We start from the raw sequence: 24575 nt of genomic DNA, 5'->3' as shown, positions 1-24575 counted from the left end.
TGCGGCGGTTCGCAGCTGCGGTCAATGCACGCCTCGATCACGGTTAACGGATAAGGCGGCCTCACCATGCCATCGCGGCGGCAAGGCGCACGAGCAGGTCCGGATCGTCGAAGGCGCTTGCAGAGGCAACGGCGCCGGCACCGACAAGATCGTCATGGCTGAGGCTCGTCCGGATTCCGATCGTCGGAATGCCGGCGGCGGCCGCCGATTGCACGCCGGAGCGGGAATCCTCGAACGCAACCGAGGCCGCAGCACTGCCTCCGACGAAACGCAGCCCCTCCTGATAGGGCAGCGGATGCGGCTTGCCGTGCGGCAGTTCGTCGCCGATCACGATCGCCTTGAACCGCTCGGTGATGCCGAGGCCCGAGAGCAGCAGTTCGGCGTTGAGACGCGGCGCATTGGTCACGGCGACCATGGGAACGCCGGCCGCGTCGGCGCGGTCGAGCAATGCCAGCAACCCGGCCAACGGTTCGATCTGCCCGGCCACGAGCGTACGGAAGATCGCTTCCTTCTCGGCGAGGATCGCGGCGCGCCGCTCCGGCGTTTCGTCGGGCAGAAAGCGCTCGCCAATCGATACGTTGGCGAAGCCTTGCAGCTCCCTGGAGAAGCGGGCGTGATCGAATACGTGGCCCCGGGGCCCGAGCACCTGGTTGAAGGCCTTGAGATGCAGCGGGTCGGTGTTGGCGAGCGTGCCGTCGATGTCGAACAACAATGCCCTGCCGATTGCCTCGATCATTTCCCTACTTTCCCAAATCCGCGACGCATCGATGCGGAAGACGTATCAATACGGCCTCGCACGCGCAATGACGCATCCACATGACGACAATGCACCACTCGACAAAGTCGCGCGCGGCTGCAACACTCGTCGCAAGATCAAAAAGGAGGAAACGATGATCAACCGACGCGACCTGGCTCTTTCGACTCTCGCCGTCTCCGCGCTTGCGCTCACGGCACCGGCGTTCGCCGCCTCGGCGGACGAAGAGGCGGTGGCGAAAAAGGTCGAAGCCTTCCGCCTCGCCCAGATCGCGGCTGACCCGAAGGCGCTCGGCGCGCTATGCTGGGACGATCTCAGCTACAGCCATTCCAGCGGCAAGGTCGAGGACAAGGCGACCTTCGTCGCCAACGCCACCGACGGCAAATCGAAATTCCTCTCGATCGAGTACAAGGACCCGACCATCAAGGTCGTCGGCCCCGCAGCAATCGTACGCTTCCACTGGATCGCCGAACAGGAGATGGCGGCCGATGGGAAAAAAGTGCCGACTAATCTTCACATCCTGATGAACTGGCAGAAGCAAGGCGACGAGTGGAAGCTGCTGTCGCGCGCCGCGACGAAGTTGTGACCGACAACGTCATTCCGGGATGCGCCGAAAGGCGCGCCCGGAATGACGTTAGTCGGCAATTTCTGCAGCATGATAGATTCCGGATTCGCGCTTCGCGCGCCCCGGAACGACCAGCAGGCGCTTACGCCGCCTCCTTCACATCGCCATTCGCGAGCTTGCGCGCGGCGCGCTCGGCTTCGCGGGCGTTGCGGAAGAGCTGGCCTTCGAGACGGTTGAAGCGAGGGGACGAGGCAAAAAAGCAATAGCCTCCGGAAGAACGAACGACGATACCCGCGGTCTGCGAATCGACTTCGATGATGTAGCTGTCCGGCATGGTCCGTGGATTCCTCAGCGCGGGCAAATAACGGTGCTCCTGCCCAAAGGTTCCAGGCATTTGAGGCCGTTTCCACCCCGAATCGACACGCAACTGAGTACGCCGAGACCTCATCCGTTTTATGACTGGTTCTTGGCGAAGCCGCGACGCGGGAACGCGTCATCTGTCATCATCCGCGAAGCGGACGATCCAATACGCGGCAGCGGCAAGATGTTGCACGACCGCTACTGGAATACTGGATTGCCTGCCTTCGCAGGCAATGACGGTTACACATATAATCAGGCGCGTCGTTACGTCGCGATGACAGGATCGGTCGATCGAACCGCTTGCGGGCGACCGTGTTCGTCGATCGAGACGTAGGTGAAATTGCCGTCGGTGACGAGAAACGGATGCTCCTCGCCGCGACGCAGCGCCCACGCTTCCAGATGCACGGTGAGCGAGGTGCGGCCCACGCGCACGAGATTGGCATAGACCGACACGAGATCGCCGACATAGACCGCTTTGCGAAAATTCATCGCCTCGATCGCGACCGTCACGGTCCGCGACTTCGCGGCCTTTGAGGCAAACACGCCGCCGCCGACATCCATCTGGCTCAGCAGCCAGCCGCCGAAGATATCGCCATTCGCATTGGTGTCGGCGGGCATCGCCAGCGTACGGATGCAGAGATCGCCGCTCGGCCCAGTGCCGGAGCTGATAGGGGCGTGGACGTGCGTGTCGGTCATATGGCAAATCTCCCGCGGCTCTCGCCTCTCGATACAGAGCCGCGACGCCTCGCGCAACATCGACACGCGACAAGCTTGCGCTATCCAATCGGCCGCGGCGCCCCGACCAAGATGCCGGTATCGTTCAGTTTGCGTTGCCACTCCGCATCGTCGGCCCGCGGCGCGCGTCCGGTCGTTGCCGTTACCAGCCGTTCCAGCCTGCTCCAAAGCCGGAGACGGTCGCATGGATAATTGGCCCATCCATTGATGACGCAATAGCGGATGGTGTGGTCACGGTGATGACGCCAATGATGCTCGGGTGAGCAGACCAGATGCAGCCGCTGCGCCATGCGCAGGAGCGGCGGGCGGACCGGCCGGTGCGCCAGATTGTGAAAGCTCATGCCAAACAGCATGCAGGTCGCGATCACGAACCAGACGATCATCAGCGCATAAGTGAGCGCGGAAAGCGGAAACAACGCCGTAACGGCCGCCGCAATTCCGACCATGACGGCGCTCGGTGCCGCACCGAGCGACGCCTGGTCGAGGAAGTCGTAGAGCAGGACGTGGCTAGGATGGGTGTGATGCTCTCGCGTGATCGCGATGCCGCGGCCGAGCATCTCCTCGTCGAGCCAGGTGTCGACCACCCAATGCACCAACCCCGAAAAGAGGTCAGCGAGGAAATACCCGGCCAGAAGCGGCACGATCAGCCACGGCCAGCGCAATCCACCCGCGGAATAACGCCCGACGAGATAACCTGCGCAGCACAGGATCACGACGACATTGGCCCCGCAGCACAGTCGCGTGATGATGATCTCGCGCAGGGTCGCATGCTTGAAGAACGGGATTGTCGACATCGGCGATACTCCCTGCGGGCTCCACCACCCATGATAGCATCTTTCGCCGACGGCTCCCTATTGCAAACTGTCCCAGCCCGCATCCGGCGCGAAACGTCCGCCGAACCTCTCGGCGAGCCCGCGCAAGGTGGACACGACATTCTCCACGCCGCGCGTGCGCGCATAGTTCAGCGGACCGCCGCGGAACGGCGCATAACCCGTGCCGAAGATCATGGCGCCATCGACTGCATCAGGATCGTCGACGATGCCTTCGCGAAGCGCCGCAACGCAGACATTGGACATCGGCAGCACCAGGCGGTCGATCAACTGGTCGGTGACGCGCGGGCCGGTCTCCGGCAGCGGCATCTTCTCCGCCTTGCCGTCCTTCCAGGTGTAAAAGCCCTTGCCGGTCTTGCGGCCGAGCTCGCCCTTGGCGACCTTGTCGCGTAACCAGGCCGGCGTCGGCGGCAGGAGATCGCCGAACTTGGTGCGCAGCATGTCGCCGACGTCGAGGCAGATGTCGAGCCCGACCTGATCGGCGAGCTCGATCGGCCCCATCGGCATGCCGAACTGCTCGGCCGCAGCGTCGATAAGGCGCTGGTCGATCTTCTCATCCAACATCACCATGGCTTCCAGCATGTAGGGCGTCAGCGCGCGGTTGACGAGGAAGCCGGGCGAGCTCTTCACAGGCAACGGCAGGCGGTCAATCGCACCGACGAAGGCGAGCGCTTGCTTCAGCACCTGTTGGTCGTTGCCGTCGTGACTGACGACTTCGACCAATTGCAGCCGCGATACCGGATTGAAGAAATGCAGGCCGACCAGCCGCTCCGGCCGCGCCAGCATCGTTCGCAGATCCTGAAGCGGGATGCTGGACGTGTTGGTCGCCAGGATCGCCCCCGGCTTCATCCGCGGCTCGAGCCCGGCATAGACCTTCTGCTTGAGCTCGAGCTTTTCCGGCACCGCCTCGATGATGAGATCGGCATTGCGGACGCCCTCCCCGTCCATGTCGGGGACGAGACGGTCGAGTGCGTCGCGCACCTCGGTCGGCTTGCGGATGATCTTGCCATAGAGCTCGGCGGCGCGCTTCACCGCGCCCGCGATCGGCTCGGCCTTCATGTCGGCGAGCGAGACACGCAGCCCCTGCCCCGCACACCAGGCTGCGATATCGCCGCCCATGGCGCCGGCGCCGATGACATGGACGTGCTTGATCGCGTTGCCGGAGCCTGCCGCCTTCTTCATCTGCTCGCGCAGGAAGAACACGCGGATCAGATTCTGGGCGGTCGGCGTCACCATCAGCCTGGCGAAGGAGGCCTGCTCGGCGTTCAGCATCGCGGCCTTGCTGCCGCCATGGGTTTCCCAGAGGTCGATCAGCACATAAGGCGCGGGATAATGCTCGCGGGACGCGGCCTTGGCCGCCTCCGAGCGCATGCGTTTTGCCAGGAGCCCGCGCACGGGGCCGAAATTGGCTGCGCGCGTCAGGAAACCCGGGCGCGCCCGCTTCAGGCGGCCGAACAGCGCATCCTTCACCGCGCCCCGAACGTGCCGCTCCTGCGTCACGGTATCGACGAGGCCGATCGACTTGGCGCGGCGCGCATCGATGGTGCGGCCGGTCAGCATCAAGGCCATCGACTGGGTCGGGTTGACCAGCGCGGTGAACCGCGCGGTACCGCCGAGGCCGGGATGCAGACCGAGCATCACCTCCGGGAAGCCGAAGCGCGCGCCGTCGATCGCGATGCGCGATTGGCAGGCCAGCGCAACCTCGAGCCCACCGCCGAGGCAGAAGCCGTGGATCACCGCGACCGTCGGCAGCTTCAACGCTTCCAGATGGTCGATCACGGCGTGCGCGGCGCGGATACGGGTCTCGACCATGTCCGGATCGGACGCGCCACGGAATTCGTTGACGTCGGCACCCGCGATGAAGCCCGACGGCTTTGCGGAGCGGATCACGAGGCCGGCCGGACGCTCGGTCTCGATCGCCGCGAGCACGGCGTCGAACTCCTCTATCACGTCGGAGGACAGCGTGTTGGCGCTTGCGTCAGTGCGGTCGAACAGCAGCCAAGCAACGCCATCGGCATCGCGCGTCAGCTTGAAGTGCTTGTACGGACTGTCCGTCGCGGGCCTGGGCCCGAGTTCAAGGACGCGGTCGCCAAGCGCGGTCATGATCTTGGAATCCATGGTCACACCGCCTCGATCAGCATGGCCCCGCCAAGCCCGCCACCGATGCATTCGGTGGCCACACCACGGCGCGTACCGAGCCGCTTCATCGCGTTGACGAGATGCAGCACGATGCGGTTGCCGGAGGTGCCGACGGGATGACCGAGCGAGATCGCACCGCCATCGACGTTGAGCTTGTCACGGTCGATCTCGCCGGCGGCGCCCTCGAGTCCCAAAATTTCGCGGCAGAATTTATCGTCGTTCCAGGCAGCCAAGCAGCCGAGCACTTGCGTGGCGAACGCCTCGTTCAGCTCCCAGGTCTCGACGTCCTTGATGGTAAGGCCATTGCGCTGGAGCAGCGACGTCGCTGACATCACCGGACCGAGGCCCATGATGCTGGGATCGAGCGCCGCCCAGTTGCTGTCGACGATCGCGGCCTTCGGCGTGAGCTTGTGTTTTGCGACCGCGGCGTCGGAAGCCAGGATCACCCAGGAGGCGCCGTCGGTGATCTGCGAGGAATTGCCGGCGGTGACCTGGCCCCAGGGGCGCTCGAACACCGGCTTCAGCTTTGCCAGCGTCTCGGCCGTCGAGTCCGGGCGCACGCCGTCATCGTGGTCGAAGAACTTGCCGTCGCGCGAGAACGCGGTCTCGACTTCGCCTTTCAGATAGCCCGCGCCTTGCGCATGCGCGAGCCGGCGATGGCTCTCGGCGGCATAGGCATCGGACTGCGCCCGCGTAATGCCGAAGAGATGACCGACGACCTCGGCGGTCTGCCCCATGTTCAGGTCGGTGACGGGATCGGTCAGCCCGCGTTCGAGGCCGATGATCGGCTTGAGATAGCGGGGACGGAGCTTGAAGGCCGCGGCGAGCTTCGCGGCCACGCCCTTGCCGGTGGCGAGGCCGGCGAACCAGCGCACACCCGAATTCGACCAGACCAGCGGCGCGTGGCTCAACGCCTCGGTGCCGCCGGCGAGGATCATGTCGGCATGGCCTTCGCGAATGTAGCGATAGGCGGTGTCGATCGACTGCATGCCGGAGCCGCAATTGATCTGCACGGTGAAGGCGACCATGTCCTCGCCCATGCCGAGCCGGAGCGCGGCAACGCGGGCCGGATTCATCTCGTCCGCAATCACGTTGACGCAGCCGAGAATGACCTGGTCGAAGCTATCGGGCGCAAACGGCTGGCGCGCCAACAGCGGCCGGCCGCATTGCACGGCGAGATCGACCGGCGTGAACGGTCCTGGCCCCGAGCGTGCCTTCAGAAACGGCGTCCGGCTGCCGTCGACGATGAATACCGGTCGTGCCATCAGCCCGTCGCCCTCTGTTCACCGAGTTCCTGGAAGAACTGATGCACATTGACGGTTTTCTTGTAAATCGGCGACAGCGCCTCCGGGGCAAAATCGTCGACCTCGATCACGTCTTTGACGGCCTGATGGGCCGCGGCAAGCTGCTCGCCTTCGGCCTGCGTGATCACGCCCTTGGCGACCGCATCATTCCAGTCGCGCAGCTGCGCGGCGCGCATGCGCTTGGCGATCGCATCGCTGCCGGTGGCCAGCATAAAGGCGCGCTCCAACCGGGCAAAGCCGCCATCGTCGTCGACATGGGCCAGATCCGGCGTCAGACGCTCACGCGCCGCCGAGGGCTCCAGCACGATGCCCGCGCATTGATGCACGACGCGGTCGGACGGGCCGAGCACGCGGGCACCGAACGGCTGGACCACCAGCTTGAGAAACATTGCGACGAAGCGATTGGGCAGGTTGGCGAGAATTTCGGCGAGCCGGTTCTCGATCGTCCTGAAGCCGCTGGCCATGCACCATTCCAGCGCGGCAAAGTCCTCCTTCTGCCGGCCCTCGTCGTGCCAGCGCTTCAGCGCCGCGGAGAGCAGATACAGCTCGGACAGGATGTCGCCGAAGCGCGCCGACAGCATCTCCTTGCGCTTGAGCGCGCCGCCGAGCGTCAGCAGCGCCATGTCGGCGCAGAGCGCAAACGCCGCCGCATAGCGCGAGAGCTGGCGATAGAACGGCGTGGCGTCGCCCGCATCAGGCGCAAGCGCGAAGGCGCCAAAAGTCCAGCTCCGGCCGATGGCGCGAAACAGCGTCCGGAAGCTGTGGCCGACATGCTTCCAGAAGGCTTTGTCGAACGCGGTGAGGCCACGCTCGCGATCGGCGTCGGCGAGCGCGTTCATCTCGTCGAGCAGATAGGGATGCGCGCGGATCGCGCCCTGCCCGAACACGATGAGATTGCGCGTCAGGATGTTGGCACCCTCCACCGTAATCCCGACCGGCACGGCGCGGTGCAGATTGCCAAGATAGTTTTGCGGACCGTCGATCACGGCCTTGCCGCCATGGATGTCCATGGCATCGTCGATCGCGATCCGCATCCGTTCGGTCGCCTGCAGCTTCATAATGCCGGAAATGACGGCGGGATGAACGCCGGCGTTGAGCGCCGCACAGGTCAGCCGCCGCGCCGCGTCGAGTTGATAGGCGGTGGCGACGATGCGCGCGAGCGGCTCCTCGACGCCTTCAAACTTGGAGATCGAGATCCCGAACTGCTCGCGGATGCGCGCGTAGGCGCCGGTGGTCCGCGCGGCATAGGCGGCACCCGCGGCCGAGAGCGATGGCAGCGAGATGCCACGACCGGCGGCAAGCGCCGTCATCAGCATCTTCCAGCCCTGCCCGAGCCGCTCCTTGCCACCGATGACATAATCCAGCGGGATGAAGACGTCGCGGCCCCGGTTCGGGCCGTTCTGGAACACCTGCATCGATGGCAGATGGCGCTGGCCGATCTCGACGCCGGGCAGATCGGTCGGGATCAGCGCGACGGTGATGCCGAGCTCTTCCTGCTGGCCGGCGAGATGATCGGGATCATAGGCCTTGAAGGCGAGGCCCAGCAGCGTCGCGACCGGGCCTAGCGTGATGTAGCGCTTGTGCCAGTTGAGCCTGAGCCCGATGACCTCGCGGCCATCGAACTCTCCCTTGCAGATGATGCCGCTGTCGACCATCGAGGCGGCATCGGAGCCGGCTTCAGGGCTGGTGAGGCCGAAGCAGGGAATGTCGCGGCCGTCGGCGAGACGCGGCAGCCAGTGCGCCTGCTGCTCTTTTGTGCCGAAACGCATCAGGAGCTCGCCAGGCCCCAGCGAGTTCGGCACCATCACGGTGACGGCGGCGGCGATCGAGCGGGTCGAGATCTTGCGCACCACTTCCGAATGGGCGTAGGGCGAGAAGCCAAGGCCGCCGAACTCCTTCGGGATGATCATGCCGAAGAATCTCTCGCGCTTGACGAAGTGCCAGACGTCCTGCGGCAGGTCGCGCCATTCCCAGAAGATCTTCCACTCGTCGAGCATGGCGCAGAGCTCGTCGACGGGACCGTTGAGGAAGGCCCGCTCCTCCTCGGTCAATCTGGCTGGCGCAATTTTCAGCAGTTTCGACCAGTCAGGATTGCCGGTGAAGAGATCCGCGTCCCACCAGACGTCGCCCGCCTCCAGCGCTTCGCGCTCGGTGTCGGACATCGCGGGCAGCACACCGCGCGCCCAGGAGAAGATCGGCTTTGTCAGGGTGTCGCGGCGGAAGCTCATGGCTGACCTCATGCATCGGCGCGGTTATCGGCATTTTAGCGGAAACTGGCTGGCGGAGGCGAACACTTCGCCTGCAAAATTGACGCGGCCGGGCGGCCGCCCCCAGGACCATAACGGCGGGGGCGCGGGTGCAGTTCCGGGGAGGGAGATTGGGGCTAGATGTCTCTCCGCCTCATTCCGGGGCGACGCGCAGCGTCGAGCCCGGGATTCATAACCACCATCGGGAGTATGGATTCCGGGTTCGCGCCTCGCGGCGCGCCCCGGAATGACGGCGTGAGAGAGGCGCCTGCCTAGTCCGGCCGAACCATCTCGAACATGTTTTCGGGCTTGATCTCGAAATAATCGCCGCGGCGGCCGGCGCGGACGATCGGGCGGGCGGCGGCCGTCTGGTAGACACCGTCCTTGATCATGGCCTTGTCGATGTGCACGGCGACCACCTCCCCTAGCGTCAGCCAGGCGTCGGCGGCTTTGCCATCGGCGCCTTTGAGACGGACGATGTCGGACACCCTGCACTCGAAGGCGACCGGGCTTTCGCCGACCCGCGGCACGTTGACGAGCTTGCCGGGAACGGCGGTGAGCCCCGCAAGCTTGAACTCATCGACCTCGGGCGCGACATGCGCGGCGGTCGCGTTCATATGCTTGGCCAGATCCATCGTCGCGAGATTCCAGACGAACTCGCCGGTCTGCTGGAGATTCTCGACCGTGTCCTTCCAATTGGTGGAGGAGAAACCGATGATCGGCGGCACGTAGCAGAAGGCGTTGAAGAAGCTGTAAGGCGCGAGATTGACGTGACCCTTGGCATCGCGCGAGGAGATCCAGCCGATCGGCCGCGGCGCGATGATGGCGTTGAAGGGATCGTGCTTGAGGCCATGGCCCTTGGAGGGCTCGTAGAAATACAGGTCTTTGTCGGTCACGCGCTGCTTCCTTTTCGTCATTGCGAGCGCAGCGAAGCAATCCAGAATCCCTCCGCGGAGACAGTCTGGATTGCTTCGCTGCGCTCGCAATGACAGAATTTGCTGGTCCGTCCTGCGCCGCCACCAACCGGTCAGCCGAGGCGGTCGACTGCTTATAGGGAGAAACTTCCCGCCCCGTCAGTGGCGCGGCGACAGACCCGCGATGACGAAATCGATCATCTGGTCGATGGTCGGGCCCGGCTTGGTGGCACACTGGGCAATCATCTGGGGGTGGAAGAACCGCATCATCGCGGTGCAGGCGCACAGCGAGGCCAGCTGGAGGTCCGGCGCTTCGAACTCGCCGGAGGCCACGCCCTGCGCGATCATCTGGCCGACGACGCCGGCGATGCACTCCATATGATTGACGCAGACCTGCCAATCCTCCTGCATCGCGATCTCGACCATCTCGTGCAACTTGTTGTCGCCGACATAGCGCTCGGTGTTCATGCGATGGATGGTGGTGAGCAGTTCGCGGAAGCGCTCCGGCACCGGCCCTGGCCTCGCCACGATCCGCTGCGCCTCGAGCTCGACCTCGCCCATCAGCCCGCTGGCCACCGCCTGATGGATCGCCTTCTTCGATTCGAAGAAGCGATAGACATTGGCGGGGCTCATCCTGAGCTCCTTGGCGATGTCGCCGACCGTGGTCTTCTGGTACCCGATCTGGCGGAACAGCCGTTCGGCCACCTCGAGGATACGATCCCGGGTGTCGCCTTCGATATGTTCCGCAACCAGTGTCATCTGTCAGGACTCGTCAACCAGCACTTCATCTCACCTATTCAGCCGCTTCAGCAAGCGGAATTGCGCGGGGGTCATCGCTCCCATGCTGCGGCGCGGCAGGCTGCTCGGGGTTGCCCGCCTCGTCCAGGCTCTTCCTGAACCACAGCGCATAGAGGCCCGGCAGGTACAGCAGGGTGAGGAAGGTCGCCACGAACAGGCCGCCCATGATGGTGATCGCCATCGGACCCCAGAAGGCCGAGCGCGACAGCGGGATCATGGCGAGGATAGCGGCGAGCGCCGTCAGCACCACCGGACGGGCGCGGCGGACGGTTGCCTCCACGATCGCCTCGCGCCGGGTCAGGCCGTGGGAGACGTCGGTCTCGATCTGGTCGACCAGGATGACCGTGTTGCGCATGATCATGCCGGCGAGCGCGATCAGGCCGAGCAGCGCCACGAAGCCGAACGGGGCGTTGGCGACGTTGAGGCCGAGCGAGGCGCCGACGATGCCGAGCGGCGCGGTCAGGAACACCAGGATCAGGCGCGAGAAGCTCTGCAGCTGGATCATCAGCAGCGTCAGCATCACCATGACCATCACCGGAAAGAGGATGAAGATCGAGGCGTTGCCCTTGGCCGATTCCTCGAACGCGCCGCCCGCCTCGATGCGGTAGGCCGGCTCGAGGTGATCCTTGATCGCCTTCAGCTTCGGCGCGATCTGGTTGGTCACGTCGGGCGCCTGCACGCCGTCGACGACGTCGGAGCGCACGGTGATGGCCATGTCACGGTTGCGCCGCCACATGATCGGCTCCTCGTGCGCATACTCGATCTTGGCGATCTGCTGCAGCGGCACGGCAACGCCATTGCGCGAGGTGATGGTGAGGTCGCCGACACCGCCGAGGTCAAGGCGCTCGGACGGAACCGCACGCGCGACCACGCCGATCTTCTCGATGCCGTCGCGCACGGTCGTGACCTGCGAGCCCGAGATCAGCATCGCGAGCGCCTGTGAGACGTCCTGCGGGGTCAGGCCCATAGCGCGGGCGCGATCCTGATCGACGACGAGCTTGAGGTATGGCGACTGCTCGTTCCAGTCGAGCTGGACGTCCTTGACGCTCTTGTTCTGCCGCATGACGTCGCGAACCTGGTAGGCGATCTCGCGCACCGTGTTGGCGTCGGGGCCGATCACGCGGAACTGCACGGGGAAGCCGACGGGAGGACCGAAATTGAAGCGGTCGACGCGGACGCGCGCCTCGGACAGGAAGCCCTCGGCAGCCGCGTTCTCGATCTTGGCCTTGATGCGCTCGCGCGCCTCGACGCCCTTGGCGACGACGACGATCTCGGCAAAGGCCTCGTTCGGCAGCTGCGGATTGAGGCCGAGCCAGAAGCGCGGCGAGCCCTGGCCGACATAGGACGTATAGGTCTCGATGTCCTTGTCGTCCTTCAGCAATGTCTCGGCCTTCTTCACCGCCTTTTCGGTGACGTTGAAGGCGGTGCCCTCGGGCAGGCGCAGCTGGAAGAACAGCTCGGGCCGCTCCGACAGCGGGAAGAATTGCTGTTGGACATGGCCGAATCCGACGATCGAGGCGACGAAGACGCCGACGGTCGCGGCCACCACGGTGATGCGATGGTTGACGCACCATTGCACGATGGCGCGCAGGCCCCGATACATGCGGGTCTCGTAGACCGCGTGCGGATCGTGGTTGTGGTGCACCTTGATCTCCGGCAGCAGCTTGACGCCGATATAGGGCGTGAAGATTACCGCCACGAACCAGGAAGCGACCAGCGCGATCGCCACGATCCAGAAGATGCTGCCGGCATATTCGCCGACCGCGGAATTGGCAAAGCCGATGGGGAGGAAGCCAGCGGCCGTGACCAGCGTTCCCGTGAGCATCGGAAACGCAGTTGATTCCCAGGCAAAGGACGCCGCACGCATGCGGTCCCAGCCCTGCTCCATCTTCACCACCATCATCTCGACCGCGATGATGGCGTCGTCGACGAGCAGGCCGAGCGCGATGATCAGCGCGCCGAGCGTGATGCGATGCAGGTCGAGCGACATCGTGTTCATGACGACGAAGACGATGCCGAGCACCAAAGGCACCGACAGCGCGACCACGATGCCGGTGCGCCAGCCGAGCGCCAGGAACGAGACGAACAGCACGATGACGAGCGCTTCCATGAAGGAGTGCACGAACTCGCCGACGGCGTGCTCGACCACCTTGGGCTGGTCGGCGATCAGCTTGACGTCGATGCCCTGCGGCACCGCCTTCATGAAGTCAGCCGTCGCCTTCTCGACCTCCTTGCCGAGGTCGAGGATGTTGGCACCCTTGGCGGTGACGACGCCGATGCCGATCGCGGCCTTGCCTTCCTGGCGGACGACGAAGCTCGGCGGATCGACATAGCCGTGGGTGACGGTGGCGATATCCCCTAAGCGGAACACGCGGCCGTTGCTCTCGACCGGCGTTTCGGCAACGGCCTTGGCACCGTCGAGCGCGCCGGTGACACGGAGCGGCACGCGCTGCGAGGAGGTCTCAACCGTGCCGGCGGGGGTCACGTTGTTCTGCTTGGCGAGCGAATCGAACAGCGCCTGCGGCGTGATGCCGAGGGTGGCGAGTTTGGCGTGGCTGAACTCGACGAAGATGCGCTCGTCCTGGTTGCCGTAGACGTCGACCTTGGTCACACCGGGCACCTTGAGCAGGCGCTGGCGGAAGCCTTCCGAAACCTTCTTGAGCTGGGCGTAGTCCGTCCCGTCGCCGGTCATCATGTAGAGGATGGAATCGACGTCGGAGAACTCGTCGTTGACGACGGGTCCCAGGATGCCCGATGGCAGCTGACCCTGCACGTCGACCAGCTTCTTGCGCAGCAGATAAAAGAGATAAGGCACGTCCTTCGGCGGCGTGCTGTCGCGGAAGGTCACCTGCAGCGCGGTGAAGGCGGGCTTGGAATAAGTCTGCACCTTCTCGAAATAGGGCAGCTCCTGGATCTTCTTCTCGATGGGATCGGCGACTTGCGTCTGCATCTCCTGCGCGGTCGCGCCCGGCCAGATCACGGAGACGTTGACCACCTTCACCGTGAAGAACGGATCCTCGGCGCGGCCGAGCTTCTCATAGGAGAAGAAGCCGGCGACGCCGAGAATGATCATCAGGAAGAGAACCAGCGTCGGATGGCTGACGGCCCAGGCCGAAAGGTTGAAGCGCTTCATCGCTCTCTCCGAAAAGACGATCCAATTGCCAAAAACACGACAGTCACTCTGTTCAACCCGTCGTCGCGAGGCAGCGAAGCAATCCAGGGGGCTGGGCAGGTTCTGGATCGCTTCGCCGCTTCAGCCCAAGCATTGGCGCCGGGGCCGAAACTCGCCTTGCAACGACGGAACTCGACTTCTCTTGTCATTCCGGGATGGTCCGAAGGACCAGACCCGGAATCTCGAGATTCTCAGGTGCGCAATTGCGCACCTTAGTTCACGCTACGCGTGCCCCCGGAATGACGAGAGTTAAAACGACAGTGACGACACGACCCGCACCCGCTGGCCCGGATCAAGCTTCTGCACACCGAGGGCAACGATCTTGGCGCCCTCTTCCACGCCGCTGGTGATGACGACGTCGTTGCTCTCGTAGGACTTCACCGTCACCGGCTTCAGCGTAAGCGCGCCGTTGTCGTCGACGACGTAGAAGGACGGCTTGCCGCCTTCGTTGAACAGGGCCGACAGCGGCAGTCGCGCGACGCGCTCGGTCGCGGCATCCGACAGCGTCAGCGTCGCGGTCATGCCGAGCGCGACCTTGTCGTCGGCCTCGGGCAACGAGAATTTCGCAAGATAGGTGCGGGTGGCCGGATCGGCCGCCGGCGCGATCTCGCGCAGCTTGGCTGTGTATTTCTTGTTCGGCTCGGACCAAAGAGTGACGCTGGCGACGCCCGACTTGGCACGTCCAACCAGCGTCTCAGGGATCGCGACGACCGCTTCCTTCTCGGCAAAGCGGGCGACACGGATCGAAGCCTGGCCCGCGGCGACCACCTGGCCGGGCTCGATCAGCGTTGCGGTGACGACGCCACGGGCGTCGGCAACGAGCGTCGCGTAGGAAAGGGAATTCTTGCTCAATTCGAGCGCGCGCTCGGCGCGGTTCAAGCGCGCGCGGGCTTCGTCGGCGGCGGCGCGGCTCGAATCCATCTGTGCGTCCGTGGTCCAGCCCTTGGCCTTCAGATCCTTTGCGCGCTGCTCGGCGGCCGCCGCCTGGGCCAGCACGCCGGTGGCCGCGGTCTGTTCGGCGAGGGCCTGCTCGGCCTGCAGCTTCAAATCGACCTCGTCGAGGGTCGCGAGCGGCTGGCCGATTTCGACGGTCTGACCGACCTCCACGAGGCGCTTGGCGACCTTACCGGCGACGCGAAAGCCGAGGTCACTCTCGATCCGCGGCCTGACGGTGCCGACGAAGCTCCGCTCCGGCGTCTCGGAATCATAATGTGCGGTTGCGACCAGAACCGGCCGCGGCGGCTCGGCCTTCTCGGCGACGGTGTCATTGCACCCGGCCAGGGTCGCGGCCATCAGGGCCAGCGATACACCCACCAACAGCCTGGAATAACTCGACAAAACCGACCGGACGAACATCGAAGGACACTCCTGTATCTCGAATGAGAGGAATGTCGACTAATCACTGATGAAAGTCAATAATCGTCAGTCATCAGAAAAGCGTGATCGTTAAAGTGGTGAGTTCCTACCGGATTGGCAGAGTTCTCCCATCTTGATATGGTTACATGTAACCATTGGAGGGACCCATGCCGTCCTCGTCTAAGCCAAAGTTGTCTCGGGCCAAGGTCCGCGAGCATAGAGAGCGACTGCGCGCTCAGGGACTGCGTCCGATCCAGATCTGGGTCCCAGATGTCCGTTCAGCGTCCTTCAAGGCCGAAGCCCACCGCCAGTCACTGGCGGTCGCGACGAGCCCCCACGAGCAAGAGGATCAGGCCTTCGTTGATGCGATCTCCGATTGGCCTGGCGAACCGGAATGACCTGTAGACAGATCCCAGAATTCAGTCGGCAGGGTCTCAGGTACGAAACATTTTCGCAGGAAGCTTTGTCCAAAACTCGCCCCACTGAAACCCGTCCGCGCGCGGACGGACGTCCAGCAACGGAGCACGCCCAAGATGGCGGTTTATCGAGCAATGCGGAGAGGCGACGTTTGGACAGCAGCCGGCGGAAAGGACTATGCAGGGAAACCACGTCCGGTTGTCATCGTGCAGGACGACGATTTCGACGCAACAGAGTCGGTCACGGTTTTCCCAATAACAACATACGAAACTGAGGCGCCGATCTTCCGCCTGCTGCTTGAACCGAACGATCGTAATGGCCTCCGGGTGGCATGCCGCCTGATGGTCGACAAGATCACCACAGTGCCGAAATCCAAGATGGGGACGTCGATCGGGCGGCTCGATGACGAGGATCTCTTACGCCTCAATCGCGCCTTGCTGGTGTTTCTCGGACTAGCTGGCTCACAAAAAGCCCGTGGCGCAGATTAGCAGCCCGTACGCCACAGCAGCATCGTCCTTCCGGGATGGTCCCGAAGGCCACCCCGGAATGGCAGCCAATTCCTACTGTCGCTGCTCCACAAACTCGTGCTTGCTGTCGTGACCTCCCACAAACACCAGGATGCCGGCAAGCAGAGGCAGCACGGCGAGCACCAAGAGACCGGTCGAGGTCTGGCCCGTGGCTTCCTTGACCCAGCCGATCAGGTACGGCCCGCCGAAGCCGGCGAGGTTGCCGACCGAGTTGATCAGGGCGATCGCGCCGGCGGCCGCGGTGCCGGAGAGCCAGGCGGTCGGCAGGGTCCAGAACACACCGAAGCAGCAGAACACGCCGATGGCCGCGACAGTCAACACCACCATCGTCAGCGTGGGATCGGTGAGGTAGCTGGAGACGGCGAGCGCGACGGCGGTGAGCAGCAGCGGCGCGCCGACATGCATCACGCGCTCGCGCGTCGCATCGGAGTGCCGCGCCCACAGGATCATGGCGATGGTGCCGAACAGATATGGGATCGCGGTGACGAAGCCGGTCTGGGCGTTGGTGAGGCCGAACGCCTTGACGATCTGCGGCAGCCAGAACTGCATGCCATAGAGCGCGCCGACGAAGCCGAAATAGATCAGGCTGAGCGCGATCACCTTCGGCGACGACAGCGCCTGGCCGAGCGAGGGATGCTTCACCGCCTGCTTGATGGCGATCTCCGAATCGAGCTTCGCCTTGAGCCAGGCCTTCTGCTCGCCCGACAGCCAATCCGCCTTCCCCGGCTTGTCGGTGAGATAGAACCAGGTGACGATGCCGAGCAGTACGGAGGGGATACCCTCGACGATGAACAGCCACTGCCAGCCCTTCAGGCCCATCAAGCCGTCGAGCCCGAGCAAGAGTCCCGAGATCGGCGCGCCAATCACGGTCGAGACCGGCACCGCGATGGCGAAGGCCGCGAGAAAGCGGGCGCGATATTCGGCCGGATACCAATAGGTGAGATAGAGGATGATGCCGGGAAAGAAGCCGGCCTCGGCGACACCGAGCAGGAAGCGCAGGACGTAGAAGCTCGTCACGCCGCTCGTCAGCGCCATCAGCGCCGAGATGATGCCCCAAGTCACCATGATGCGGGCGATCCAGCGGCTGGCGCCAAACTTCTCCAGCGCCAGATTGCTCGGCACCTCGAAGATGAAATAGCCGATGAAGAAGATGCCGGCGCCCCAGGAGAAGATCAGCGGCGTGAACCTCAGCTCGGCGTTCATGGTCAGCGCGGCGAAACCGAGATTGACGCGGTCGAGATAGGAGAAGAAGTAGGCCAGCACCAGGAACGGAATCAGGCGCCAGGAGATGGCGCGGATGGTCGAGGTCTCGATTTCGCTCTTGGCGTTCTTGGCGCCGCCGGCGGAACCGGCATAGGTGGTGGTCTGGCTCATGGCTTCCCCCCGGGGTTGTTGCTTTTCTAGGGCCGAGTGGCGGTTTTGAGCATCGTGGGCGAAGAGTCAATGGAGCGAGCAATGCACGGGACGCAGCCGGATCACGCCATTGCGCCGATGCAGATGGCGATGATCCGCGCCATCCTCGCTCTGCTCGCGATCGCTTGCGGGCTATCGTTGCGCTGGTACGGCTTTTCGCTCGGCCTCCCCGCTTTCGCGGTGAAGTATGGCGGCTCGCTATTGTGGGCCACGATGGTGTTTCTACTGGCCGGCGTTTTGCTGCCGCGACTCACGCGGACGCGGATCGCAGCCGTCGCGGCGATCATCGCAGTCGTCGTGGAATTCTCCCGCCTGGTGCACGCGCCATGGCTCGATGCATTCCGGCTGACGACGGCCGGCGCGCTGCTACTGGGGCGAATCTTCTCGCTGTGGAATCTGGTGGCATATGCGGTCGGGATTGCGGTTGCCGTGTGGATCGATCGGCTAGCCGAGAAACGTAGGGTGGATTAGCGAAGCGTAATCCACCGCTTTCGTCTCTGCAGAAACAGACAGTGGTGGATTACGCCTTCGGCTGATCCACCCTACGATCCGCCTTCACTCCGCGAGCTGAAACCGCTCGAAGCGATCGAGCTCCTCCTCGATCCTTTGCTTGAGCTCCTTGCGGCCCGCAGTCTTCTTCCCCTGCCCGATCCAGGTCCATTTCTGCATCAAGAGCTTCTTGGCCTGCCGATCGGTCTTCAGATCGAGCGCGGCGACGATCTCGTCGCCGACCAGCACGGGCAGCGCGAAATAGCCGAGCTTGCGCTTGGCCTTCGGCACATAGGCCTCGAACAGATGGTTGTAGCCGAAGATGAGATTGGTGCGCTTGCGCTGGATGATCAGGGGATCGAACGGCGAGAGGATGTGGACGAGATCGGGTGAGACCGCCTCACCGCCCGCCTCGAGCGCGGCCGGCACCGCCCAATGCTCCTGCTTGCCGGCGCCGTCGATCGCAACAGGCACGAGTTCGCCGCGGCGCACGCGCGAGGCGATCAGGCCGGCCACCGCCTTCTTGCGCGGCGCGTCGAGGTGGCAGATGGAATCGAGGCTCACCACACCTTGCGACCGCAATGCGCGCTCGAGCAGATAGGTCGTGATCTCCTTTGCCGAGGCCGGCCTCGGCAGCTTGTCCCAGCCGAAATGGCGCGTCATCAGCTCGTAGGTCTTGAGCATGCCCTGCCGCTCGCTGATGGTCACGGCGCCGGTATAGAAGGCGAGCTGCAGCGCCCGCTTCGAAGGCTTGCGGCTCTGCCACAGATGCTCCTTCTCGGTGAGCACGTCATCCTCGATGTCGCGGATCGTCAGCGGACCGGCACGCACCAGCCGCATCACCTTGCGCATGTCGGCCGGCTGCACCGAGGCGAACCATTTGTGCCCCTCGCGCTGATGTTCGCGCATCGCCGGCAGGAACATGCGGAAGTCGCCGGTCGGCACGTAAGAGAGCGCATGCGTCCAATACTCAAACACGCTTCTGTCGACGCTCTGGGCATGACGCAAATCGGTGCGGCGATAGGAAGGGATACGGCTGAACAGGATGTGATGATGGCAGCGCTCGATGACGTTGATGGTGTCGATCTGCACATAACCGAGATGGGCGACCGCATCCGCGACGGCCTTTGCTCCCTCGCCGAACGGGGTGCGCTCATCCAGCCGCTGGGCATGCAGCCAGATCTGCCGGGCCTGTGTCGTGGTGAGGGGGTGGGGTTTGGGCGTGCGTGACATTGCAGAACGCAATGTAACGGGATTCGCGCCGGGAGAAAGAAGCGCAGGCAAAACGCCGAAAGAAAAGACCGCGCTGCCATCTGCTGACAGCGCGGCCGTTCGACGCCGCCCAGGCCTACTTCGCCATCATGGCCTTCTGCGACTTCATGTAATGCATGCAGGCGCTCTTCATCTTGCCATTGCTCATGTCGGCGTTGGCCATGGCCATTTCCTTGTTCGACGCCATCTTGGCCGGGGTATCGGGCGCGCCCATCATCGCGGCGGACTTCATCATGTTGTCCTTGGTGCACGCCATCATCGCGGCAGATGCCGGGGACAGCGAAAGGGTGAAGGCGACCAAGGCTGCGGCCGTGAGCAAGATCTTCATCGAAAGTCTCCTCCGTAAAACGAAACCGGCGTCATGCCGGCCTTCGCAATTACGTACTTTCTCGCGCCGACGTTTCGCGGAGAAGACAATTTTCTTGCTGCGGTGCGAAGACGGAGGGCCTAGCGGCCATCCTTCGGTGCCTTGGGCCGGTCACCGAGGCTTCCGGTGGCGACCTCGGGCTCGCACAAGGCCTTGCCGCGCCTCTCCGCCTGGCAGCGATAGATGCTGCCGGTGAGGCGGTCGACCAGCCACACGTTCTCCTCGGTCGGACCTTCGAGCCCGACATAACGCGAGGTCAGCCCGGTGATCAGCGTCGACAGCAGGATCGCCACCGCGATCATGGCTGCACCGACATAGATGGGCATCGAGTTCAGGGACACTGTCCGATCCGGCGGGCCACCGCGATAGAATTGATAGTCACGTTGATAGTCGTTGGGCCTCGGCACTGGACGGAACTCGGCTCCTTCGTTCGCGATTGCAGGGCAAGCGCCCTGCTATGCGGGCATCTTGCCGATTTCCTGTTCGCGGCCGGGCCACGCGGCGACGGCTTTGCGACGATCGGTGTGCGGAGGCTTCGGTCCAAGAGCCCGTGCACCTCAACGTGATTTCAAGCACACCGGGCCCGCCGCCGCGTGAACCTATCCCGCGGAGATTGCGACCACTGCTATTGGACGATCGGCCCTGCCTCCCGAGCGGCCGCGAAACGTGCCGGTCCGCCACGCCGGAACGCCGGGACATACTCGAAAAATGAGCCTGGAAGCGGTTGTGGCCACCGTGACCAAGGTCACATCAGGGCCTTTGAACCCGCCCTATGCTCGCAGCATCAAATCGCCATCAGGCGTAATAACGAGGATACGACAATGAGCCGTTTTGATAAGTTCTTTGGACTGAAGGCGATTGCTTTCTCGGCCGCGCTGTCGATGACGGCCGGCGTGGCTCTTGCCGGCGACAACAACGTCTCCACCGGCCAGATCCTGGATGCGCTGAAGCCGAAGCCGGCGACCCGCGGCCTGTCCGTCGATTCGCAGCCCGACGCGGCCGCGCAGGCCAAGGAAGCGACGTTCCTGAGTACCTTGCGCAACCGCTCGACCCGCTCGCTCTCGACGGGCGAGCGCGAGCAGATCGCCGAGCTCGCGGCGACCAAGCCGAAGATCGACCTGGAAATCCAGTTCGACTACAACTCGGCCGATATCGCCAAGACCTCGATGCCGTCGGTGCAGGCGCTCGGCAAGGCCCTGTCCGATCCGGCGCTCAAGGGTTCGACCTTCGTGGTCGCTGGCCACACCGACGCGATCGGCGGCGAAGAATACAATCAAGGACTCTCCGAGCGGCGCGCCGACACCATCAAGAAGTACCTGGTGCAGAACTACGGCCTCAACGGCACAGATCTCGTTACCGTCGGCTACGGCAAGACCAAGCTGAAGGATACCGCCAACGGCGCCGACCCGATCAATCGCCGCGTCCAGGTCGTGAACATGGACACCAAGACCGCGTCGAAATAACTCGCCATCATCGCTCGAAACACGCCGCCTGCCGCCTCGGCAGGCAGCGATGTCATATCCAGCTCTGGAACAGCATCAGCCGGCCGAAAGTCCGCATCGAGGTGCCGATGAAGGCCGCCGAGATCGGCAGCATGACCGCAAAACCGATCCCCGCCACGCCGACATAGACCCAAAGCAGCCAGCGCGGCAGGCCGTCCCGGCGCAGTACGTAGACCAGGGCGAGCGACGCTGCGGTGGCGGCCGGCAGATAATAGTAGATGAAACCCAGCGTGCGCGGCAGCAACGCCCAGGCGAGCCAGGGACCGAAATAGAACGCCGCGATCAGGAACGCGTCCCAGCGGCGCTCGACGACGAAGTCGCGCAGCACGAGCGCGAGCGCGAGCAGAGCCGGCCACAACACCAGCGGATTGCCGAGGAAGACGACCGCGGAGACGTTGTCTTCCGCGATCTTGTCGAACAGGAACCACACCGGGCGCGCGAGCAGCGGCCAGGATGGCCATGAACTCATATAGGTGTGGCCGGCAATCGCGGTCGTGGTGTTGTCGGCGAAGATCCGGCGCTGCGCCTCGATCAGATCCGGCAACGACAATCCATAGAGCGGAACGAAAGCGGCAAGGTAAGCCACGGCGGGCAAGACGGCGAAGCACAGCGCGACATGATGCAGCCGGAGGCCGGGCCAAAGGTCCGGCCGATACCAGTCGTCCGGCTTCGGGTCGGCGAACAGCGTGCGCCAGCTCTGCATCAGGCGGATCATTGCAACGATCGCGATGCAGACGCCGAGCGGAAACAGGCCACTCCATTTGCAGGCTGCAGCACAGCCGAACAGGCTGCCGGCGAGCGCGAACAGCGCCTGCGGCCGCTCTCGTCGAAACCCGTGCATGAAGGCGGCGGTCGCGAGCAGACCGAATCCGAGCGCAAAGATGTCGAGCATGGCGATGCGCGCCTGCACGTACAGCATCTGGTTGAGCCCCGCGATCAGCGCCGCCGCGATCGCGGGGCCTTGCCCCGAGAACAGCGCGAGGCCGCATAGATAGATCGCGACGATCGCCAATGCGCCTAACAATGTCGCGGGATAGCGCCAGCCAAGCGCGTTGTCGCCGAAGGCCGCGATCGAGATCGCGATCAGCTCCTTGCCCAGCGGCGGATGCATCGGATTGAGCATCGGTTGCGACATCGCCGGCGCCAGCATCTGCCGCGCCGCCGGCACGTAGTGCACCTCATCGAAGACGAACTTCTCCGGCGTCGTCAGTCCGATCAGCAGCGCGAGATGCGCGACCAGGAAAATCGCGACAGCGATCACTGCGCTTCGCGACATCATCGGAACCGCGGACAATTCGAGCGGCTGCTGAGGGGATATTTTGCGTGGCAAATTTGCGTCACCGCGGACAAAAATAGAAGTCTCGTTTTTCATTGAACGCATTCTGCCGCAACTGTCACTAAGCATGACGCACGTCCCGCGCCGCTTGTGATAATTCCGCCACATCACAAGCACGCGCGATCCGGTACGATCAGGGACATATCGATCGGTTGCGAAATGAATTTGCGTTTCTGGCTTTTCCCCACCCTGTTGTCGGCGGCACTCGGCGCCGCGCCCTGCGCAATGGCGCAGACGCGCATCGGCGAAGCCGTCGTGATCCGGAACGAGGTGGTGCGCGTTGCCGCGGCCACCACGCCGATCAATGTCGGCGACAGCATGCTGCGCGACGAGACCGTGCGTACCGGCGCCGACAGCGCTGCGCGCTTCGTGATGGCCGACAGCACCAATCTGTCACTCGGTCCCAGCGCCACGCTGAAGCTCGACCGCACCGTCTTCAACGACGAGCACAGCTATCGCGACGTCGCGATCCGCATGACCACGGGCGCATTCCGTTTCGTCACCGGACACTCCGAGAAGACCGCCTACAAGATCACGACGCCGCTTGCGACCATCGGCGTGCGCGGTACCACGCTCGACATCCTCTCGCAGCGCGGACGCTCCGTCGTCGTGCTTCAGGACGGCGCGGCCAGCGTCTGCACGACGAGCTTCCAGTGCGTGCAGCTGACCCAGCCGGGCGACACTGCAATCATCACCTCGACCGGCGGCAAGGTCAGCATCACCAAAACCAACTCGCCGCCTTGGACCTTCGCCGCCAACTGCGCCGCAAGTGCCGGGCTGTGCGCGGTGAACCAGTATGCCGACGCCTCGCCGACCATCACGCCCGCCGTCCATGACGACGGCATGCTGTGCGGGCGCTGACGATGGCGAAATTCAACTTTCGGCTCTTCGTTCTCACCGGCCTGCTGACCGTGGTCGCTGCGCTTGCGTTTGTCGCACTTGAGATTCGCCCAGCGGCGGCTCAGGGGACCTGCGAAATCGAATGCGGCGAGCCGACGCCTGACCCGAGCTATTCACCGTCCCCAACGCCGACATATTCTCCTTCGCCCTCTCCTTCGCCGAGCCCCTATCCCTCGCCCTCGCCCTCGCCGAGTCCAAGTCCATCACCGAGCCCGACGCCGACCGGCGCAGATTCCAGCGGCAATTCGATCGGCGGTCTCGCGGGCCAGCGCTTCAACCAGATGATCACCAACCGGGTGCTCGGCACGGTGCTGCTCGGCGTCAACGAGCAGGTCAATTGCAGCGACTGCATCAGCGCATTCGGCTCGGCCGGCTCGTTCTCGGCCGGCATCCACGGCCGCAAGGAATTGACCAACAATTTGTCGCTGCTCGCCGGCATCGCCTACACGCAATACAACGAGGGCGGCTACAAGATCACGAGCGCACCGATCGGCGCCTTCGCGCTGCGCTATGACTTCACCGACTGGGGCTCGTCGCGTCCGTTCTTCGACGTCGGCACGATCCTGACGCCGTGGGAGAAGGCGCGCTACACCCGCAGCTACGACACCAGCCTCGGCCCGGTGAGCGTGACGAGCTCGACCAACGCCTCGAACTACGCGGTCTACGGCCGCGCCGGCTGGATCAGCCGCGTGTCACCGCGCGACGAAGTCGCAGCCTCGATCGAGGTCTGGCAGCTCTGGCAGCGCGTGTCCGGCTATAGCGACAATGCGGTGGCATTCAATCCATTCGACGCCACTATCGCGACCGGCACCGACCGCACCAGCCTGGTCAAGATCGGCGGGCAGTGGACGCATCTGTTCGGCAGCAACATCGAGACCAATGTCAACGGTGGCTGGGTGCAGTCGTTCGCAAGCCACAGCGGCATCGTCGCCACCGTGACCGGCAACGGCGTGGTGGTGCCGACCATGGGCAACCAGGGCTGGTTCGAATATGGCGGCCGCCTCGGTTTCCGCGTGCAAAAGGGCTGGATCGTGGATCTCTTCGCCAACGGCACGCTGGGCCCGCAGCCGGTGGGCAACACCATCCACGGCGGCGTCGGGCTAAGGATCAATTATTAGCTGCAGGCGCGGTCTCGTAGGGTGGGCAAAGCGAAGCGTGCCCACTAACTCCCTCACGCAG

22 protein-coding genes and 1 pseudogene are annotated in these 24575 nt (G+C 64.2%); 7 read left to right on the top strand and 16 right to left on the bottom strand.

Annotated features, from left to right (window positions below; genetic code table 11):
* Positions 1-61: 61 nt before the first annotated feature.
* Positions 62-736, bottom strand: coding sequence for an HAD family hydrolase (locus tag UNPA324_RS23260; protein WP_128916584.1), 675 nt, complete (start codon positions 734-736; stop codon positions 62-64).
* Positions 737-890: 154 nt separating this feature from the next.
* On the opposite strand from UNPA324_RS23260, the gene UNPA324_RS23255 reads away from it, so the two are divergent.
* A complete protein-coding gene (locus UNPA324_RS23255; protein ID WP_128916583.1) occupies positions 891-1340 on the top strand; it encodes a nuclear transport factor 2 family protein in 450 nt (149 codons plus the stop codon).
* Positions 1341-1461: 121 nt separating this feature from the next.
* Here UNPA324_RS23255 and UNPA324_RS23250 read toward each other — a convergent pair whose 3' ends face one another.
* From UNPA324_RS23250 to UNPA324_RS23205, 10 genes and pseudogenes are all read right to left on the bottom strand, one after another.
* A complete protein-coding gene (locus tag UNPA324_RS23250) occupies positions 1462-1653 on the bottom strand; it encodes a hypothetical protein (protein ID WP_128916582.1) in 192 nt (63 codons plus the stop codon).
* 290 nt (positions 1654-1943) lie between these two features.
* Positions 1944-2375, bottom strand: a complete 432-nt coding sequence (locus UNPA324_RS23245; RefSeq protein WP_128916581.1) for an acyl-CoA thioesterase — start codon at positions 2373-2375, stop codon at positions 1944-1946.
* A gap of 209 nt (positions 2376-2584) precedes the next feature.
* Positions 2585-3208 (bottom strand): annotated as a pseudogene (locus UNPA324_RS23240) (fatty acid desaturase CarF family protein); the annotation flags it as partial.
* A 57-nt stretch (positions 3209-3265) separates the two neighbouring features.
* On the bottom strand, positions 3266-5362 hold the full coding sequence (locus tag UNPA324_RS23235) for a 3-hydroxyacyl-CoA dehydrogenase NAD-binding domain-containing protein (RefSeq protein ID WP_181769487.1): 2097 nt from the start codon (positions 5360-5362) through the stop codon (positions 3266-3268).
* A gap of 2 nt (positions 5363-5364) precedes the next feature.
* Positions 5365-6648, bottom strand: a complete 1284-nt coding sequence (locus UNPA324_RS23230; RefSeq protein WP_141936109.1) for an acetyl-CoA C-acetyltransferase — start codon at positions 6646-6648, stop codon at positions 5365-5367.
* Positions 6648-8915: an acyl-CoA dehydrogenase gene (locus UNPA324_RS23225; protein WP_181769486.1), complete on the bottom strand. Its 2268-nt coding sequence runs from the start codon at positions 8913-8915 to the stop codon at positions 6648-6650. Before UNPA324_RS23225 ends, UNPA324_RS23230 begins: the two co-directional genes overlap by 1 nt.
* Positions 8916-9205: 290 nt before the next feature.
* Complete coding sequence (locus UNPA324_RS23220) at positions 9206-9829, bottom strand: flavin reductase family protein (RefSeq protein ID WP_128916576.1); 624 nt, start codon at positions 9827-9829, stop codon at positions 9206-9208.
* Between the two features lie 177 nt (positions 9830-10006).
* Complete coding sequence (locus UNPA324_RS23215) at positions 10007-10606, bottom strand: TetR/AcrR family transcriptional regulator (protein ID WP_128916575.1); 600 nt, start codon at positions 10604-10606, stop codon at positions 10007-10009.
* A gap of 34 nt (positions 10607-10640) precedes the next feature.
* A complete protein-coding gene (locus UNPA324_RS23210; RefSeq protein WP_128916574.1) occupies positions 10641-13778 on the bottom strand; it encodes an efflux RND transporter permease subunit in 3138 nt (1045 codons plus the stop codon).
* 288 nt (positions 13779-14066) lie between these two features.
* Positions 14067-15173, bottom strand: coding sequence for an efflux RND transporter periplasmic adaptor subunit (locus tag UNPA324_RS23205; protein WP_141936105.1), 1107 nt, complete (start codon positions 15171-15173; stop codon positions 14067-14069).
* 167 nt (positions 15174-15340) lie between these two features.
* Between UNPA324_RS23205 and UNPA324_RS23200 the strand changes: the two genes are divergently transcribed.
* The gene (locus UNPA324_RS23200) at positions 15341-15571 is read left to right on the top strand and encodes an antitoxin MazE family protein (RefSeq protein ID WP_141936103.1); all 231 of its coding nucleotides are present in this window, start codon (positions 15341-15343) and stop codon (positions 15569-15571) included.
* A gap of 153 nt (positions 15572-15724) precedes the next feature.
* The gene (locus tag UNPA324_RS23195; protein WP_141938985.1) at positions 15725-16078 is read left to right on the top strand and encodes a type II toxin-antitoxin system PemK/MazF family toxin; all 354 of its coding nucleotides are present in this window, start codon (positions 15725-15727) and stop codon (positions 16076-16078) included.
* Between the two features lie 72 nt (positions 16079-16150).
* Here UNPA324_RS23195 and UNPA324_RS23190 read toward each other — a convergent pair whose 3' ends face one another.
* Entirely contained in the window at positions 16151-17491 is a 1341-nt protein-coding gene (locus UNPA324_RS23190) for an MFS transporter (protein ID WP_141936101.1), read from the bottom strand.
* Positions 17492-17572: 81 nt separating this feature from the next.
* Here UNPA324_RS23190 and UNPA324_RS23185 point away from each other — a divergent pair, with 81 nt between their 5' ends.
* Positions 17573-18001 (top strand): ribosomal maturation YjgA family protein, encoded by a 429-nt coding sequence (locus UNPA324_RS23185; RefSeq protein WP_164935881.1) that lies wholly within the window; start codon positions 17573-17575, stop codon positions 17999-18001.
* Between the two features lie 84 nt (positions 18002-18085).
* On the opposite strand, the gene UNPA324_RS23180 is transcribed toward UNPA324_RS23185, so the two are convergent.
* The 3 genes from UNPA324_RS23180 to UNPA324_RS23170 form a co-directional block, all read right to left on the bottom strand.
* Positions 18086-19252: a winged helix-turn-helix domain-containing protein gene (locus UNPA324_RS23180; RefSeq protein WP_141936099.1), complete on the bottom strand. Its 1167-nt coding sequence runs from the start codon at positions 19250-19252 to the stop codon at positions 18086-18088.
* Positions 19253-19367: 115 nt separating this feature from the next.
* Complete coding sequence (locus UNPA324_RS23175) at positions 19368-19619, bottom strand: hypothetical protein (RefSeq protein ID WP_128916568.1); 252 nt, start codon at positions 19617-19619, stop codon at positions 19368-19370.
* A gap of 119 nt (positions 19620-19738) precedes the next feature.
* On the bottom strand, positions 19739-19984 hold the full coding sequence (locus UNPA324_RS23170) for a hypothetical protein (protein WP_128917151.1): 246 nt from the start codon (positions 19982-19984) through the stop codon (positions 19739-19741).
* 495 nt (positions 19985-20479) lie between these two features.
* On the opposite strand from UNPA324_RS23170, the gene UNPA324_RS23165 reads away from it, so the two are divergent.
* Positions 20480-21121, top strand: a complete 642-nt coding sequence (locus UNPA324_RS23165) for an OmpA family protein (protein WP_128916567.1) — start codon at positions 20480-20482, stop codon at positions 21119-21121.
* A 52-nt stretch (positions 21122-21173) separates the two neighbouring features.
* Here UNPA324_RS23165 and UNPA324_RS23160 read toward each other — a convergent pair whose 3' ends face one another.
* On the bottom strand, positions 21174-22604 hold the full coding sequence (locus UNPA324_RS23160; protein WP_128916566.1) for a phospholipid carrier-dependent glycosyltransferase: 1431 nt from the start codon (positions 22602-22604) through the stop codon (positions 21174-21176).
* Between the two features lie 51 nt (positions 22605-22655).
* Between UNPA324_RS23160 and UNPA324_RS23155 the strand changes: the two genes are divergently transcribed.
* On the top strand, positions 22656-23357 hold the full coding sequence (locus tag UNPA324_RS23155) for a FecR family protein (RefSeq protein ID WP_164935880.1): 702 nt from the start codon (positions 22656-22658) through the stop codon (positions 23355-23357).
* Positions 23358-23359: 2 nt separating this feature from the next.
* Positions 23360-24514 (top strand): hypothetical protein, encoded by a 1155-nt coding sequence (locus UNPA324_RS23150; RefSeq protein WP_164935879.1) that lies wholly within the window; start codon positions 23360-23362, stop codon positions 24512-24514.
* Positions 24515-24575 lie beyond the last annotated feature (61 nt).

Origin of the sequence: Bradyrhizobium sp. UNPA324 (assembly GCF_006658635.1) — a bacterium.
Taxonomy (GTDB): domain Bacteria; phylum Pseudomonadota; class Alphaproteobacteria; order Rhizobiales; family Xanthobacteraceae; genus Bradyrhizobium; species Bradyrhizobium nanningense.
The sequence above is the reverse complement of the archived record's forward strand: the minus strand, read 5'-3'. Positions and strand labels throughout refer to the sequence as shown.